Source organism: Aquidulcibacter sp. (assembly GCF_020253525.1).
Lineage (GTDB): Bacteria > Pseudomonadota > Alphaproteobacteria > Caulobacterales > Aquidulcibacteraceae > Aquidulcibacter.
The window spans coordinates 43,213-58,000 of record NZ_JADCBK010000027.1 but is presented as its reverse complement, the minus strand read 5'-3'; the positions used below and the strand labels follow the sequence as shown (position 1 = coordinate 58,000).

At 55.2% G+C, this 14,788-nt stretch carries 16 protein-coding genes; 5 read left to right on the top strand and 11 right to left on the bottom strand.

What is annotated here, in order from left to right; all coding sequences use genetic code 11:
* The 4 genes from yidC to IOB61_RS03715 all read right to left on the bottom strand — a co-directional run bounded on the left by yidC (position 1) and on the right by IOB61_RS03715 (position 5,161).
* Positions 1 to 1,827, bottom strand: coding sequence for a membrane protein insertase YidC (gene yidC, locus IOB61_RS03730; RefSeq protein ID WP_290812367.1), 1,827 nt, complete (start codon positions 1,825 to 1,827; stop codon positions 1 to 3).
* Between the two features lie 21 nt (positions 1,828 to 1,848).
* Positions 1,849 to 2,253, bottom strand: a complete 405-nt coding sequence (gene rnpA / locus IOB61_RS03725) for a ribonuclease P protein component (RefSeq protein ID WP_290812364.1) — start codon at positions 2,251 to 2,253, stop codon at positions 1,849 to 1,851.
* 25 nt (positions 2,254 to 2,278) lie between these two features.
* Positions 2,279 to 2,413, bottom strand: a complete 135-nt coding sequence (gene rpmH / locus IOB61_RS03720) for a 50S ribosomal protein L34 (RefSeq protein ID WP_085341306.1) — start codon at positions 2,411 to 2,413, stop codon at positions 2,279 to 2,281.
* 117 nt (positions 2,414 to 2,530) lie between these two features.
* Positions 2,531 to 5,161, bottom strand: coding sequence for a hypothetical protein (locus IOB61_RS03715; protein ID WP_290812360.1), 2,631 nt, complete (start codon positions 5,159 to 5,161; stop codon positions 2,531 to 2,533).
* Positions 5,162 to 5,370: 209 nt separating this feature from the next.
* Here IOB61_RS03715 and IOB61_RS03710 point away from each other — a divergent pair, with 209 nt between their 5' ends.
* The 4 genes from IOB61_RS03710 (at position 5,371) to sdhA (ending at position 8,725) form a co-directional block, all read left to right on the top strand.
* Positions 5,371 to 6,045, top strand: coding sequence for a hypothetical protein (locus IOB61_RS03710; RefSeq protein WP_290812357.1), 675 nt, complete (start codon positions 5,371 to 5,373; stop codon positions 6,043 to 6,045).
* Between the two features lie 90 nt (positions 6,046 to 6,135).
* Positions 6,136 to 6,531, top strand: a complete 396-nt coding sequence (gene sdhC, locus IOB61_RS03705; protein WP_290812354.1) for a succinate dehydrogenase, cytochrome b556 subunit — start codon at positions 6,136 to 6,138, stop codon at positions 6,529 to 6,531.
* A gap of 9 nt (positions 6,532 to 6,540) precedes the next feature.
* Positions 6,541 to 6,927 (top strand): succinate dehydrogenase, hydrophobic membrane anchor protein, encoded by a 387-nt coding sequence (gene sdhD, locus IOB61_RS03700; protein WP_290812351.1) that lies wholly within the window; start codon positions 6,541 to 6,543, stop codon positions 6,925 to 6,927.
* Positions 6,928 to 6,931: 4 nt separating this feature from the next.
* Complete coding sequence (sdhA, locus tag IOB61_RS03695) at positions 6,932 to 8,725, top strand: succinate dehydrogenase flavoprotein subunit (protein ID WP_085341310.1); 1,794 nt, start codon at positions 6,932 to 6,934, stop codon at positions 8,723 to 8,725.
* Positions 8,726 to 8,827: 102 nt separating this feature from the next.
* On the opposite strand, the gene IOB61_RS03690 is transcribed toward sdhA, so the two are convergent.
* The 4 genes from IOB61_RS03690 to IOB61_RS03675 are packed head-to-tail and all read right to left on the bottom strand — an operon-like array spanning position 8,828 to position 11,125.
* Positions 8,828 to 9,274, bottom strand: coding sequence for a DUF488 family protein (locus tag IOB61_RS03690; protein ID WP_290812348.1), 447 nt, complete (start codon positions 9,272 to 9,274; stop codon positions 8,828 to 8,830).
* 8 nt (positions 9,275 to 9,282) lie between these two features.
* Positions 9,283 to 9,906 carry a DUF488 family protein gene (locus IOB61_RS03685; protein ID WP_290812345.1) on the bottom strand — a complete coding sequence of 208 codons (624 nt, stop codon included), beginning with the start codon at positions 9,904 to 9,906 and terminating at the stop codon, positions 9,283 to 9,285.
* Between the two features lie 29 nt (positions 9,907 to 9,935).
* Entirely contained in the window at positions 9,936 to 10,613 is a 678-nt protein-coding gene (locus IOB61_RS03680; RefSeq protein WP_290812342.1) for a hypothetical protein, read from the bottom strand.
* 59 nt (positions 10,614 to 10,672) lie between these two features.
* Positions 10,673 to 11,125 (bottom strand): Lrp/AsnC family transcriptional regulator, encoded by a 453-nt coding sequence (locus IOB61_RS03675; protein ID WP_290812339.1) that lies wholly within the window; start codon positions 11,123 to 11,125, stop codon positions 10,673 to 10,675.
* 75 nt (positions 11,126 to 11,200) lie between these two features.
* On the opposite strand from IOB61_RS03675, the gene IOB61_RS03670 reads away from it, so the two are divergent.
* Complete coding sequence (locus tag IOB61_RS03670; protein ID WP_290812336.1) at positions 11,201 to 11,833, top strand: LysE family translocator; 633 nt, start codon at positions 11,201 to 11,203, stop codon at positions 11,831 to 11,833.
* A 3-nt stretch (positions 11,834 to 11,836) separates the two neighbouring features.
* On the opposite strand, the gene IOB61_RS03665 is transcribed toward IOB61_RS03670, so the two are convergent.
* The 3 genes from IOB61_RS03665 to IOB61_RS03655 form a co-directional block, all read right to left on the bottom strand.
* The gene (locus tag IOB61_RS03665) at positions 11,837 to 13,474 is read right to left on the bottom strand and encodes a stimulus-sensing domain-containing protein (protein ID WP_290812333.1); all 1,638 of its coding nucleotides are present in this window, start codon (positions 13,472 to 13,474) and stop codon (positions 11,837 to 11,839) included.
* A complete protein-coding gene (locus IOB61_RS03660) occupies positions 13,425 to 14,135 on the bottom strand; it encodes a response regulator transcription factor (protein ID WP_290812330.1) in 711 nt (236 codons plus the stop codon). The genes IOB61_RS03665 and IOB61_RS03660 overlap by 50 nt, the downstream gene beginning before the upstream one ends.
* 102 nt (positions 14,136 to 14,237) lie before the next feature.
* Positions 14,238 to 14,642: a hypothetical protein gene (locus IOB61_RS03655; RefSeq protein WP_290812327.1), complete on the bottom strand. Its 405-nt coding sequence runs from the start codon at positions 14,640 to 14,642 to the stop codon at positions 14,238 to 14,240.
* Between the last annotated feature and the right edge of the window lie 146 nt (positions 14,643 to 14,788).

Genomic DNA, 14,788 nt, shown 5'->3' with positions numbered 1-14,788 from the left:
TCAGGCGGTCTTTTTCTTGCCGAGTTTAGCAAAGAACTCGTCAATTGGGTTAGAAGTACCTGACCGCTTCGAGATCACATATTGCTGCACGATCGTCAGCAGGTTTGACCAAGTGTAATAGATCACGAGGCCCGAACCAAAGCCTGCGAATACGAAGACGAAGATCCACGGCATGAGCGCAAAAATTTGTGCCTGCAACGGATCGGTCGCGGTCGGCTGCATCTTCTGCAACAACCAGAACGACACACCATAGAGGATTGGCCAAGCACCAATCGCCAAGAAGGTGCCGATAATGGGGATCGCCGTCGGGTCATAGGGTAGCAGACCGAAGAGATTGAAGATCGTGGTTGGATCTTTGGCCGACAGGTCAGAAATCCAGCCGTAGAAGGGCGCATGACGCAATTCTAGCGAAATCGAGAGAACCTTAAACAAGGCAAAGAAGATCGGCATTTGTAGCAAAGCTGGAATACAGCCCGCGACCGGATTGATCTTCTCTGTCTGATAAAGCTTCATGGTCTCTTGCTGCTGACGCTGCACATCGGCGGCAAAGCGCTCTTTGATCTCCGCCATTTTGGGGGCGAGATCGCGCAGTTTCGCAAAGCTCTTATAGCTGGAATAAACCAAGGGGAAGGTCACGACCTTGATCACAACGGTGACCATAAGAATGGCAATACCGATATTATTGCCGATCAAGCCATTGAAGAACATCAGCATGGCGTAGAATGGCTTGGTCAGGAACCAAAACATCCCCCAGTCGACGGCATCCTGAAAGCGCTGCAGCCCGAGTTCTTGGCCAAGAGTGCGCAATTCCGACACGCGCTTTGAGCCTGCATAGAGGTGCTGGGTTGTGGTCAAGGTTTGGCCCGCACCCAAGGCAACAGGTGCGGCAATGAAGCTGGCTTCAAACACTTCTTCATTCGGCAATTGGGTAACTTTGTAAGCTCCGTCCACCTTGGCCTTTTGATCGGGAATCAGGGCCGAAAGCCAATATTTGTCGGTGATGCCGAGCCAACCACCGGTACTGGCTTGTTGCAGAGCCTCACCCTTCTCCAGCTTTTGGTAGCTCATCAATTTCAGTTTGCCATCAAATACGCCAACCATGCCTTCGTGGTTGATCCCATTCGGTGGCTCTTTTGGCTTTGCATGACGACGTATCGCGCCATAAGGCTGCAGCGTCACGGGTGCCGCACCGGCATTCACAACGGTATCTGTAACGGTGAATAGATAATTCTTATCCACCTTCACGACACGCTTAAACGTCAGGCCTTGCCCATTGTTATAGGTCAGGGTGATGGGTGTCGTTGGCGTTAGCTTTTCGCCAGGAGTGGCTTGCCAGACCGTGTTAGGCCCCGGCAAAGCGCCAGCGCTGCCATCGGGAGCTGTAAAGCCAAAGAAAGCATAATAGCCATCGGCCGTGCCTTGCGGGTGCAACAACGTCACCGCTTTGGAATCTTTCTTGATGGTTTCATCATAGCGCTTCAGCACCAAATCATCGAACCGACCACCCAAAGTCGAGACTGTCCCGCTGACAGCGTCCGCATCAATGCCGATACGTTGGCTCAAGCCCAAGGCATCGGGACGGCTGACAGGTTGTCCCGCAGCGGCCGCGGCTTGCACGGGTGTGACAGCTGGTTGCGCCGCAGCAGATTTTTGCGCCGCGGCTTGGGCTTCCTGCTTTTGCGCCATCTCTGCCATACGCGCCTTCTCGCGCGGCATCTCATAAAAATATTGGAAGCCAAGCAAGATCGCTAACGACAAGCCGATCGCGATTGCGAGGTTCTTGGTATCAGGCGCTGAGGGTGGCGGAGACATAGGAGACGGGGACATTGGGGTCCTTGCTATCAGCTTCTAAGATGTGGCTGTGGCGGGTGTAACAGGCGGAGAGGCAGACTTTGCGGACAGCCTTAAGAACAGGGTGGTCAAGTCGTCAAGCAAGGCGGGCCATTCCACTGTCACAGTTGCAGTACGCGCGACTGCTACATAGTCAAAACCAGGGCGACCATGAAGAGGCAATAGCTGTAACATCGCTGCGCGCAGACGGCGGCGGGCCCGATTGCGGCTGACCGCATTGCCGACTTTCTTTGAAGCCGTCAGACCATAACGGATGAGGCCTTTGGATTGGGCGGCTGCATCGGAAGTCTGACGGACCTGCAATAACACAAATCGCCCAGCGGCCTTACGACCCTGAGCGACATGCAAAAACTGACGACGAATGGTCAGCCGATCAATAATGGCAGGCGGACTATCGGACATGAGACTGCCCAGGCCGCCGGAACCCTTAAGCGCTCAGACGCTTACGGCCTTTGGCGCGACGACGGGCCAAAACCAGACGGCCGCCTTTGGTGGCCATACGGGCGCGGAAACCATGGCGACGAGCGCGGACGAGGTTAGATGGTTGAAACGTGCGTTTCACGACAGTTACTCCTGGCGGACAACCGCCTTGATCGAGAAGAAATTTGAACGCGCGCTGTTACAGAGCGCTTGGCTAAGAGTCAATCTCTGCGCGCAGGCAGAGACTGGGTTTGGCGACCTAGAACTGCTTTCTGAAACTCAGCTCCACAGAACGGCCACGCGGGGTCAGCAAGGCCTTTTGGTAGGCCTCAGGTGTATTGCCGGCAGAGTCGCGGACAATCTGGGCAGAGTCAGTCAGATTATCGACCCGGAGAATGAGGCGTGACCCCTTCAAGAAAGGTGCCTTTTTGACCCATTGCGGCCGCGCTTCAAAATTCAAGAAGCCGCGCAGATTGAAGGTGAGCTGATCGTCGAAATAGAGGTCGGTGGCACCTGGGACGCCACTTGCGCTTGCGATGATTTTGCTCTCACCGCGCCATTCGCCAAAGGCTCGGAAGCCGATCCCCATATAGGACCATCCCCCATTGAATTCGACCGTATGACGGCGCGCCCCACCGCCATCGTCGACGGCCGCCCCGTCAAGCAGATCAAGCTTGGGCAGATTGGGGGCCAAAACGATGGAGTCTTCCAACTTGATGGAATGGAAGATGGAGATGCTCCAGCGGCCTGCTTGACCACCTGGTCCGCCACCCGGACCGCCGCCAAAGCCGCCACCGCCAAAACCGCCGAAGAAGACACCCGGCGGGGGACCGCCGCGTCCACCACCGAAACCACCAAAGCCCCCGGGGCCACCCGCAGCCGGTGTTGACGATGGCGCAGAAGCGGGGCGCTGACCTGTTTGTTGATTGGGTTGACCAGGGGCTGCGGCAGGCGCTTGCCCGTCGCCAGATTGCGGCCGATTTGGCCGAGTGCCGGCGGCACCTGCTTGGCCAGTTGTTGTCGAACTTGCGGGTGCGGGGGGCCGTTGCCCACCGCCAAAACCGATCGGGGGACCACCTGCGCCACGCCCAATCTGGGGACCAAAACCTTTGGAGAAGGAGAATCCATAGCGCAAAATCGTGCTGTCGGCAGAGTCGTAATTGATCGGCCGCTGGTCAATTCCAGTTAGAACGCCCGCACTATTGCGCTCAAATCGCCTTGGATAGGCTGCCTCAAGCGCCGGGGTCAGCAAAGGGAAGGAAGCGATCGTGTCTTCGCTCGTATTTACGGCATAGCTCAGCGTCAGATCGAGGCCTTCAAACTTGGCGGGCGAATAATTGACGCTGAAGGTGGTATCGGCTCGGCTTTCGGCTTTCAGGGCCGAATTTCCGCCACTGGTGCGGTTGACCAGCACCGTCTGCCCACTTTGGAAGTCAAAGACGGCAGAACCCGGCGTCACCAAAACAGGATTACCCAATTGCTGGATGCTGGGTGCAGCTTCTGAAGCATCATAGGCAACAGAGAGGCGGACATTGCTGAGGGGGGACCAATTCACGCCCAGCCCACCGCCTTGCAATCCGCCAAAATCAGATAAATCGGTATAAAAGCCATTCACACTCAGGCTCAGATCACCAAAACTCTCGCCGAAGCCAGAGCGACGGCTGGTGATCGGAATCGAGAGATTGCCGCGCCCGGTAACATCACCGCGGCTGAGATTGGTGAAGGTGGTTAGGCCATTACGCACCGATTCTGACTCGAGCTGGCGATCTTGATAGCCAATACGGAACGACCCACGGATTGGGCCCGCAGGCACATCAATCATTGGGCCAGTGGTGTTGTAAATGACCTCATAGACGGTCGCGGTGGAATTGGCTGTTTGCGCGGCGGCCAAAGGCGAGACGGTTCTCGTGTCCGACTTGGTTTGATCGGCAGAACCTGTAGCTGTCCATTGCCAGCCATCTGTTGTGCCATTGACGGTCACGGCAGCGCGCGACGTGTCAATCTGCGAATTGCGCTGAATGAATGCATTGGCAACGGGCAGCCCTGTTGGGCTTACCGCCAGACCCAGCAGACTTTGGCTTTCATTGGAATCGAAACGGAGGTCAAACGTCGCCCCCATCGATTTGCCAAAATTACGATTATAGCTGATCCCCAGCTCGGCTGCGTTTGTTTCGGGCAATAAAGTCCGGAAAGCGGTGCTCGTCGGCGATGCAGCACGACGGACACCACGATCGGCCTCCGTGACGCTGTTCTGGCTGGACACTTCGCTATTGATTGACAGACGGCCTTTAGCCCCGATGCTCAAAAGGCCCAGCTCAACTTCACCGCGCGACTGCTCTCCCTCAGCAGCGGTGCCGGCGGTGAGCTCTGTGGTGATCGCACGAAAATTATCTTTCAGAATGAAGTTGATAACCCGCTGATCGGCCGAATAGCCATATTGCAGGGCCGTAGCTTCCGGGAAAATCTCCACCCGCAAGATGGCTTCTGAGGCAAGGCCTTGGACATCGCGAAAACTACCGATCCGGCGACCATTCAACAGAATAACGGGCGGGCCACTGCCGCGTCCGCGTCCGGAACCGGCACGCGGACCCAAAGCCGCCAACACTTCAGCAATGTTTGATGCGCCAAGGGCGGTGATCTCAACCGGGTCCAAGGTCGTTTCTGGCACCGCATCGCCGGGGACTGAGTTTGGGCCGCGCTGGGCCCGCACGACGATTTCTTCAACCGGTTGCTCATCCTCGGTCACCGGCTGATCCACCGGCTGGGAGGTAACGGGCACCGCGGTTGCATTTGCAGGCTGAACCGTCGCGACCTGGGCCAAGGATGGCGTCGCTAATGCCAAAGGCAAAAGCGCAGCCGCGCTGCTTAAGAGTGCCAATCGAATGGACATCGGGGGGAGACCTATACTTCTTATTGGACGGCCCAAGGCCAGCCAGTTGGATTTTTGCTTAACGCGTTGAACGTGCCTATACGTTTATTCCGTCGCATAAGATGATGACAAAGTTGTTATAGCTGACATAGCGCCCTTTTTGGGGCCAAATCACCAAAAGTGCAGCCCTTACTAGGTCTCCATATAGGACTGCAATCTGAAGCTGAAAGATGATGGGCAGAGTCAACCGACATATTCTATTGATCGAGGGCCCCATCGGCGCTGGGAAAACCAGCTTGGCCATGCGCGTGGCGCAAGATCTTGAAGCTAAAGGAAAGGAAGCGCGCGCCTATCTCGAATTTGACCCGGATCATCCAATCCGTACCGAACAGGTGGATCGAGTGTCAGGCCGCGAACCAGACCCCAAAGCCTATGGGCTTGAACCTTGGGCGCGCCTGGCTGCACAATGCATCGTCAATCGCTCTATCATGCTGTTGGATGCAACCCTGATCCAAAACACCTTACTACCCGCCTTTGCCGCCGGCCTGCCCGACACACATATTCAGCAGCTCGCGTCCACACGCTTGACCGCCTTGTCCAAGGTCAACCCGCTGATCGTCTATCTGCATGTAGATGACATGGCCGCTCACCTCAAAAGTCTGCATGAGTTGAGTAGCCGAGATTGGTCGGCCCGAAATTTGGCTTGGATTGACGGGACCGAATGGGCGCGGGTCAGGCGACAAACCGGCATGACGGCCTTGATTGGCTTTCATGAAGCTTGGCAGAGCTGGGTGGAGGCTTGGCTGGCCGAACAGGGGGAAGCAAGCTTGGTCCTCCCCGCCCAAAGCGCAGAGATCGCCACCTTAAGCCAACTTGTTTTAAATCATGCAGCTAAAGCCAGCTAAATGAAGCTGTTTTTCCACTTCTCCTGACGAGAAACGTTGACGAAGCGGTCGCTCTCTTCCATGTCACAAAGACATTTTCTGGGGATGAGCATGGCAGGTCCACAAGCACACGATAAGCGGCCATTGTCGCCACACCTGCAAGTCTGGCGTTGGCACGTGACGATGGCGACATCGATTTTCCACCGGGCATCTGGAGTCGCCCTCTATCTGGGCGCTATGGTCCTGACAGCTTGGGTTGTGGCCCTAGCAAGTGGCCCAGCGGCCTACACAGACTTCATGTCGTTTTTGATGAACCCGCTATGTTTGTTGATCCTGTTCGGGATTACAGCCGCCGCCTGCTATCACTTGGCTAACGGCATACGTCACCTCGCTTGGGACGCCGGTAAAGGGTTTGACCCCAAAGTCTCAACCGCGACCGGATGGGCTACCATCATTGCTGGCGCAATCGGGGCTGTTTTGGTTTTTGCGCTTGCATTTTTGGCTTAGGGGGAGACGATGAACCACTCTTTACGCACGCCGCTATCGCGCGCTCGTGGTCTTGGATCAGCCAAGCATGGCGTCGGCCATTTTATCCAGCAGCGCGCAACCGCGATTTTCTTGGCCGTCCTGCTGCCTTGGTTCGCCTTGTCAGTGCTTTTGGGCACCGATGGCAGTTATGACAGTGTGGTGGGCTGGATGAAGCACCCATTGAACGCTGCCGGGACGGCTCTCCTCGTCCTGACCGGACTGTTCCATATGCGTCTTGGCATGCAAGTTGTGATCGAAGATTATATCACGGGCGCTGTTGCCCGCACTGTATCTTTGCTCGCCAACACGGCCATCCCCGCTATCTTAGCTGTTATCGCGATCCTTTCGGTCGCCAAAGTATTCGTTGGAGCTTAAGCCCATGACGGCCGACTATCAGTGGAATGACCATACTTTCGATGTAGTTGTTGTAGGTGCGGGTGGTTCTGGTTTGCGCGCCGCATTGGGTGCTGCTCAAGCTGGCCTGAAAACCGCCTGTATCTCGAAGGTCTTCCCAACTCGCTCACACACAGTTGCGGCGCAAGGTGGTATCTCGGCAGCTCTTGGCAATATGGGCGAAGATGACTGGCGCTGGCACATGTTTGACACCGTAAAAGGGTCGGATTGGCTGGGCGACCAGGATTCAATTGAGTATCTAACGCGCAATGCTCCTGCAGCGGTTTATGAGCTCGAGCATTGGGGTGTGCCCTTCTCGCGCACGGAAGATGGCAAAATCTATCAGCGTGCCTTTGGTGGCATGACCCGCAATTATGGGGAAGCGCCCGTCCAACGCACCTGTGCGGCGGCGGACCGTACGGGCCACGCCATCTTGCACACGCTTTATGGCAACTCACTCAAATATGATGTCGAGTTCTTCATTGAGTATTTCGCCCTTGATCTGATCATGGATGAAACCGGCGCTTGTATTGGTGTTACGGCATGGGAATTGGCGACCGGCAAGCTGCACCGCTTCCGCGCGCAGCGCACCGTTCTGGCCACGGGCGGCTATGGCCGGGCCTATTTCAGCTGCACCAGCGCCCACACCTGCACCGGTGACGGCAATGCGATGGTACTTCGGGCGGGTCTGCCCTTACAGGATATGGAGTTTGTTCAATTCCACCCAACTGGCATTTATGGCGCAGGCTGTCTGATTACCGAAGGGGCACGCGGCGAAGGCGGCTATCTGACCAATTCGGAAGGTGAGCGCTTTATGGAGCGCTATGCCCCGACCGTGAAGGACCTGGCTCCGCGAGACATGGTTTCGCGCGCGATGACGATGGAAATCCGCGAAGGTCGTGGCGTTGGCCCCGGCAAGGATCACATTCACCTGCATCTTGACCATTTGGACCCAGCCATTCTGGCCCAGCGCCTGCCCGGCATCTCCGAAAGTGCCAAGGTCTTTGCCGGTGTAGACGTCACGAAGGAGCCGATCCCGGTTCTGCCAACCGTGCATTATAATATGGGCGGCATCCCGACCAATTATCATGGCGAAGTGCTGACCAAAGTCGGTGGCGATCCAGACCAAGTTGTGCCGGGCCTTATGGCCGTCGGCGAAGCAGCCTGTGTGTCCGTACATGGGGCAAACCGTTTGGGCTCTAACTCCTTGATCGACTTGGTGGTGTTTGGCCGTGCTGTTGGCCTGCGTTGTGGCGAGACGGTCCAATCTGGGGCCCGTCAGCCTGAAATCACCAATGCCATGACTGACAGCCATTTGGCGCGTCTTGATCGCTTCCGCCAAGCCAAGGGCGGCACGCCCACTGCCGCATTGCGCCTGCAAATGCAAAAGGTGATGCAGAACCATTGCGCCGTTTATCGCGAAGGCCAAACCTTGGACGAAGGCTGCAAGGAGATGGACAAGGTGTTCTCTGGCGCACCCGACATTGCCATCACCGACCGCTCTATGATCTGGAACTCTGACCTTGCTGAAGCCATGGAATTCGACAATTTGTTGAGCCAAGCCATGGTGACCATGTATGGTGCCGCCAATCGGACCGAAAGCCGCGGGGCCCATGCGCGCGAGGACTATGCCGATCGTGACGACGTCAATTGGATGAAGCACACGCTGACCTGGTATGATGAAGCAACAGGCTCGGTCAAAATCGACTATCGCCCTGTGCATATGAATACCATGAGCAACGACGTCGCAACGATTCCACCGAAGCTGCGGGTTTATTGAGGGACCCTAAATTTCGGGTTCCTGAAGACGAGGCCGATTGAAGCAAATCGTTGCTTATCTGACGGCGAAACAGCGAACCGGATGCTGGTGGTAGGCGGCCCGTCATAAGTGGCGTATGCGTAGGCTACTTCCCCATTTGCCGTTTAGATACTCAGCCACCAATCGTCGGTGACAATGATGAGGCTTGGCTTCTGAGCATAGTAGGCAGCTGGAACGAAGCGTTTCCGGCGCGATTTTATGCTCAATCTTCCGCTCAGCCATTAGGTTCATGAATTGCCGCTCATAGACAAACCAGTCACCCTTGTTCTTTTTGAAAGCGTCCAGAATTGACTGGGTTGGTGCCAGCAGCGGCTGATGAGAATAACCGATATCGCCGATACGCTTAAGGAAAAAAGCAAGGTCCTTAGCTTTTGCAAACCCAGCAAGCTGAGACGTATTATTCAAACGCACGTCGATGACCGTTCTAACTTCGGCAGTAGCAAGTCGCTTGAAGAACGACTCGGCACTCGTTTGGGTAAAACCTATTGTATTCAATATAATTTCAGACATCGAGAGACCTATCTTTCCATTGATAGACGCTCACCGGCTCGTGCTTGACTTTCCCGGGGTTCACTAAAGGCCACCCTGCGTGCATGCAATTCATACGCCCGATTGAGTAAGTCTTGATCACTCGCAAAGAAGTCCGACTGAGCTGGGTTTTGCCGGGCCAACCGGATCAATTTGCCTTCGATCTCAACTTGTGACTGCGCATCGCCGTTACTGAGGATGTGGAAAACACTCAAGCCTCTGACATGAAGCGCTCGCCCCACAAGCAGACAACGATGGCAGTCGATTGGATCACGCTCAGAACACATGAGAGCAATGGTATAATTACTCGACCCAATTACGACACGGTCCAGACCCTTTTCAAAACTGGGACTATTGGCCATTTTGGCATAATCCGCCACGCCATCAGTTGTGAGGTTTTGGTCATTTGGCCGACCGCCAAGGACATCACCCAAATAAACATAAGCGATGCCATCGGAATTCAATTGCGCCTTTAACGGCGATTGATTGAACTGCGGAGTATGCCGCGAAAAGGGAACGGATCGAACATCTGCAATAGCCGTCACGCCATGTTGGACAATCAAGTCGCGAAACGCAGCATAAGGTTGGGTTGAATGACCAATCGAGAAAATCAAGCGCCTGAATCCTCCAAACTGAACAAATATCACAGTACACCATTTAGCATAAGGGCGCATTCGCCTGGGGTTTTCTCAAATTCTCTGGCAAGGCCCAGCCGTAAATGCCAATTGTCTGCAGCAGGTAACTTCGACATCGCGTGAGCGACCCCGCCCTTTCGATATGCATGTTTCAACAATGAACAGGAAACCGTGACCTCGACGCGATTGAAGTCACCCTCGTTACTTTCGATTTTTGCTCGAAGCGTTCCAAACTTGTTTACAAGGATTTCAATTGAACCAAAAGGACGATTAATCGAAACTAGCGAACGACATCTACTGCCAACTGGGACCCAAAGCTTTTGAGAAATGCCCCGAAACGGGTTCTCTAGTCTCAGGTGTCCCTCAAACGCTTGCGTAAGGTTCATAGCCGCAGCCGGAACGATCTCGATAATCTGTGAAGTGGGAACCTCATCAACTAACTGAATGCTTCCTGTCACCACGTCCAAATCCTCCGTGGTATGGGGATAATCGCCATTATGGTGTCTGCCAGTCGGAATTACCTCGATGCGCGAACCAACCGCGATGCGATGCTTCTCTAAAAGCTCTGCATGCCAATGGCGGCCCTGCGGCAATGGCCGGATCATGCGGCCTTCAGCTTCATTCCAGCCAGCAACGCAATACATGCCATCAGCCATATCTGTAATGTCAGTTATCAAAATTTGCATGACGGTCTCTCCCCATTATCTCAAGATAGGCAGAGCAGTCTTTTAATTCAAGATTGTTTTTACCCCCGCTCATCCTTGGGTGAGCCCATCACGATGTAGCTGGTGATGGTGGCGACTTGGGGCAGGGCGCCGAGGACTTCGGTGTGGAAATGCTTATAGGCTGGTAGATCGGTCGTCTCGACCCGCAATAGATATTCCACGGTGCCGGTTATGTTGTGGCATTCGCGTACCTGATGCGCGCGTTTGATTGCCGCTTCAAAATCAGCCTGTTCTTGCTTGGTATGGCGGGACAGACCCACCGTCACATAAGCCAAAAAACCAATCCCAAGGGCGGCGGCATTGAGTTGCGCGCGATAGCCTTGAATGACATCTCGCCTCTCTAGCTCTTGGACACGTCTGAGACAGGCAGAGGGCGATAGGCCCACCTTGCCTGCAAGATCGACATTGCTGATGCGACCGTCCCGAGACAGGATATGCAATATTCTTCGGTCGATATCATCTAAATTCATCATAACATGCGCATCTCTATCTGTAGCCGCTGAAATTGCAAGAACATACAAGCAAGGATCGTATAATATTGCGTCATGATGACCCAAGAACTCTTCCTCGGCCTATGTGGCTTTGCCCTCGTCTCTTCGATTACGCCGGGGCCGAACAATCTGATGCTGATGGCGTCGGGTATCAATTTCGGCTTTGCCCGCACCCTGCCCCATATGCTGGGTGTTTCGATTGGCTTTGTGGTGATGACAATCTTGGTCGGGCTAGGTTTGGCGCAAATCTTTGTGCGCTTTCCGATCGCCTACACGGTCCTAAAGGTGGGCTCGGTGGTCTATCTGGTCTATCTGGCCTGGAAAATCGCGACCGCCTCAGCCCCAGAATCCAGCGCTAATTCGACGGCTAAGCCCTTTAGCTTCTTACAGGCCTGCCTCTTCCAATGGGTCAATCCCAAAGCCTGGACGATGGCGCTGATGTCGGTGACAGCCTATGTGCCCGCCGACCACCCAATGCTGGGTCTCGTCATTGTGGCAGTCGTGTTTGGTGTGATTAACTTGCCGACGGTTGGCCTATGGGCCTTCTTGGGCGTGCAGATGCGGCAATTCCTACAAGATCCGGTAAAGCTGCGGACTTTCAACATCATTGCAGCCCTAACCCTTATCGCTTCACTCTATCCGGTTGTGACCCATGATCTCTTGTCTCATCCAGCCCTTGCGACGCCTTAAGACCTAAGCAGCTGGCAGCTCCAGAATAAAGCGCGCACCACTGCGGTCATCGCGATTTTCCGCCCAAATCGCCCCGCCATGGCTTTCGGCAATTTGGCGCGCGATGGCGAGGCCAAGGCCTGAATGCTTACCAAAAGCGGCTTGGCCCTCCTCACCCGCACTGGTCGGACGGTGGGTGTAGAAGCGGTTGAAGATGCTTTGCAGAGATTCTTCTGGAATACCTGGGCCTTCATCCTCGACCACAATCCGGATGGTCTTATCATCCCGCGCACCGACCAAGCTGACTTTGCCGTCGGTGGGCGAGAAGGACAGCGCATTGTCCAATAGATTGGTGAGGATGCGCGAGATCGCTTCCTCTCGCCCACTCACGATCAAGCGGTCTGTTTCATCGGGATAGCGGACGACAATTTCGACTTCACGGGAGTGGCCAATCGAGCCATAGGCACGCGACAAATCATCCATCATTTCAGCCATGGAGAACTTTTGCTGGCTAGCGCGGGCAAGTTCGGCATCCAAGCGCGAGGCGTTGGCGATATCGGTGACCAAACGGTCTACCCGGCGTGCATCATTGAGAATGATGGATTCAAGCTTCGCTTTGCTATCTGGTGTGGTGGCTCGCGGCAGGAGTTCAGCCGCATTTCGGATCGCAGCCAAGGGATTTTTGATCTCGTGGGCGACGTCGGCCGCAAAGCTTTCGTTCGCGTCAATGCGGTCTTGCAAGGTCGCGGTCATGGCAGCCAAGGCGTCGGCCAAATCGCCAATTTCATCCGGGCGTCTTCGCAGGGCATCTGCATCCAAGGCCTGCGCACGCCCCCTTCGCACATTATCCGCAGCCGCGGCTAAGCGCCGCAACGGCACGGCGATCGACCACGCCAACATACTGGCCGAAATCGCGGTCACCAAAATGGCTGAAAAGATAAAGGGGTAAAGCGCCCGCCGCTCTGCCTCCACAATCTCGCTCACATCGCCGCTTTCCAGCGTCAGAACCCCGACGACGGCGCGAATACGTTGAATGGGCACCGTGACAGACACCACGCGCCGACCCTCTTCATCAAAGCGCTCACTCTGAACGACATTGCCTTGCAGCGCGGTAGAGACCTCCCGGATCAAGGCTTTCTTCGGGTCGTCGCTCGCCCCTTGAATGAAGACCCGAACGTTGGAGACGGCCTTGCCTGCCGCCTCGCCAATGTCGGGGGCCGCAGGCCCTAGCGGCGGCAATTCGCGTACATTGACGATGTCGTCCAAGATGGTGCTATCGGCGATGGGACGCAGATCACGGCTAAACAGACGCAGACGAGCCCCCGGCTCTCGCGAGAGGCGCCTCAAAATAGCGCGGGCGCGGCCTTCATCCAAAACCGGGACGGCGTCTGCAGGAATAGCGGCCTCTGCCAGAACGCTCGCAATCGTTGAACCTTGCGCCCGCAGCGCATCCATACGCGCCTTGGTAAGGCCGGATCGTAACTCGTTAAACAGGAGCGAGCCCAGCACCAGAATGACGATGCCGGCGAAGTTTGCGATAAAAATAATGCCCGCAATGCCGCCACGGCGGCGCTGCCTTCGGGTTTTGCCAAAGGGTTCAATAGGCTTCTTTTTAGGATTCTTTGTAGCGATAGCCGACCCCATAAAGCGTCTCGATGGCATCAAACTCGCCATCAACTTCACGGAATTTCTTGCGCACACGCTTTACGTGGCTGTCAATGGTACGGTCATCGACATAAACGCTGTCATCATAGGCCGCGTCCATCAATTGATCCCGGCTTTTGACAAAGCCTGGACGTTGGGCAAGCGCTTGCAGCAAGAGGAATTCGGTCACCGTCAGGCGGACGGGCTTACCCTTCCAATAAGAAGCATGGCGATTTGGATCCATGGTGAGAGAGCCACGTGTAACAACTTTCTTGTCGCCATCTGCTGGGGATGCTTCCTCATCAACCGCATCAATCGGACGCGAGCGACGTAGAACCGCTTTCACACGCTCCGACAAAAGCCGGGTGGAAAATGGCTTCCGAATGAAATCATCTGCCCCCACAGAAAAGCCAATGACCTCATCAATTTCATCATCCTTCGAGGTCAGGAAAATCACGGGCACATCCGAGCTTTCCCGCACGCGACGCAATAATTCCACCCCGTCCATACGCGGCATTTTGATATCCAAGATCGCAATGTCTGGCGGGTCCGAGATCAAGGCAGGTAAAGCCGTAGCCCCATCGGGATACGTGCGCACGTCATAACCTTCGCTCTGGAATAGGATTTCCAGGGAAGCGCGGATGTTTTCGTCGTCATCGACCAGAGCTATTGTCGTCATAGGCCTACTTATAAGGCGGTTTGTGGCCGCATGTTACCCCTCACAAGGCAAGATTATGGCGAATAAAGTGTTTATGAGACGCTAAGCTGCGCAAAAAACAGGCTAACCCGCCTTGGCACGCTCTTCTGTCTCCAACATCTCATCCAGATAAGCCATGGCCAGATCGGTCAATTCAAACTGAGGCTCTGCCCAGAAATCTTCAACGCCACTTGGAATGGCGGCATCTAGAACGGCATGAATCTCACTTTCATCATCATTCCACAGGATGGAGACATCGGCCAAGCGCGCGGCCTCGCGCCCCAGGCTTTGTGTAATGACCGCATCATCCATGCGCTTAGCACTGACCCGCAACAAGGTTAGCCCACCACCAATATCCTCGGAAATATCGGCGTAGGACAAAATGGCATTGAGCAGCGCGCCAGAGGGTGGGGCAACCGCAACAGCGACAGGTGCTGTCTTTTGCTTAGCTGGGCGGCGACGGGATTTGGGGTAAGGAAGGATAGTCATTTTCGGGCCTCACTCTGTGTGTGAGTTGGTTATGCACCCCTCTTACGACAAAACCGGGCGTAGATTTTGACCACAATGAGTCTGCAATGAGTCCATCGATCAAGCCGGTGATGTAGAGGCTGACTCAGGTGCCGTTTACCATTGTT

Excerpts from the sequence above, each read along its gene's own strand:
- yidC (WP_290812367.1), bottom strand. The coding sequence starts at position 1,827 with ATGTCCCCGTCTCCTATGTCTCCGCCACCCTCAGCGCCTGATACCAAG.
- rnpA (WP_290812364.1), bottom strand. The coding sequence starts at position 2,253 with ATGTCCGATAGTCCGCCTGCCATTATTGATCGGCTGACCATTCGTCGT.
- IOB61_RS03715 (WP_290812360.1), bottom strand. The coding sequence starts at position 5,161 with ATGTCCATTCGATTGGCACTCTTAAGCAGCGCGGCTGCGCTTTTGCCT.
- IOB61_RS03710 (WP_290812357.1), top strand. The coding sequence starts at position 5,371 with ATGATGGGCAGAGTCAACCGACATATTCTATTGATCGAGGGCCCCATC.
- sdhC (WP_290812354.1), top strand. The coding sequence starts at position 6,136 with ATGGCAGGTCCACAAGCACACGATAAGCGGCCATTGTCGCCACACCTG.
- sdhD (WP_290812351.1), top strand. The coding sequence starts at position 6,541 with ATGAACCACTCTTTACGCACGCCGCTATCGCGCGCTCGTGGTCTTGGA.
- sdhA (WP_085341310.1), top strand. The coding sequence starts at position 6,932 with ATGACGGCCGACTATCAGTGGAATGACCATACTTTCGATGTAGTTGTT.
- IOB61_RS03690 (WP_290812348.1), bottom strand. The coding sequence starts at position 9,274 with ATGTCTGAAATTATATTGAATACAATAGGTTTTACCCAAACGAGTGCC.
- IOB61_RS03680 (WP_290812342.1), bottom strand. The coding sequence starts at position 10,613 with ATGCAAATTTTGATAACTGACATTACAGATATGGCTGATGGCATGTAT.
- IOB61_RS03675 (WP_290812339.1), bottom strand. The coding sequence starts at position 11,125 with ATGATGAATTTAGATGATATCGACCGAAGAATATTGCATATCCTGTCT.
- IOB61_RS03670 (WP_290812336.1), top strand. The coding sequence starts at position 11,201 with ATGACCCAAGAACTCTTCCTCGGCCTATGTGGCTTTGCCCTCGTCTCT.
- IOB61_RS03665 (WP_290812333.1), bottom strand. The coding sequence starts at position 13,474 with ATGCCATCGAGACGCTTTATGGGGTCGGCTATCGCTACAAAGAATCCT.
- IOB61_RS03660 (WP_290812330.1), bottom strand. The coding sequence starts at position 14,135 with ATGACGACAATAGCTCTGGTCGATGACGACGAAAACATCCGCGCTTCC.
- IOB61_RS03655 (WP_290812327.1), bottom strand. The coding sequence starts at position 14,642 with ATGACTATCCTTCCTTACCCCAAATCCCGTCGCCGCCCAGCTAAGCAA.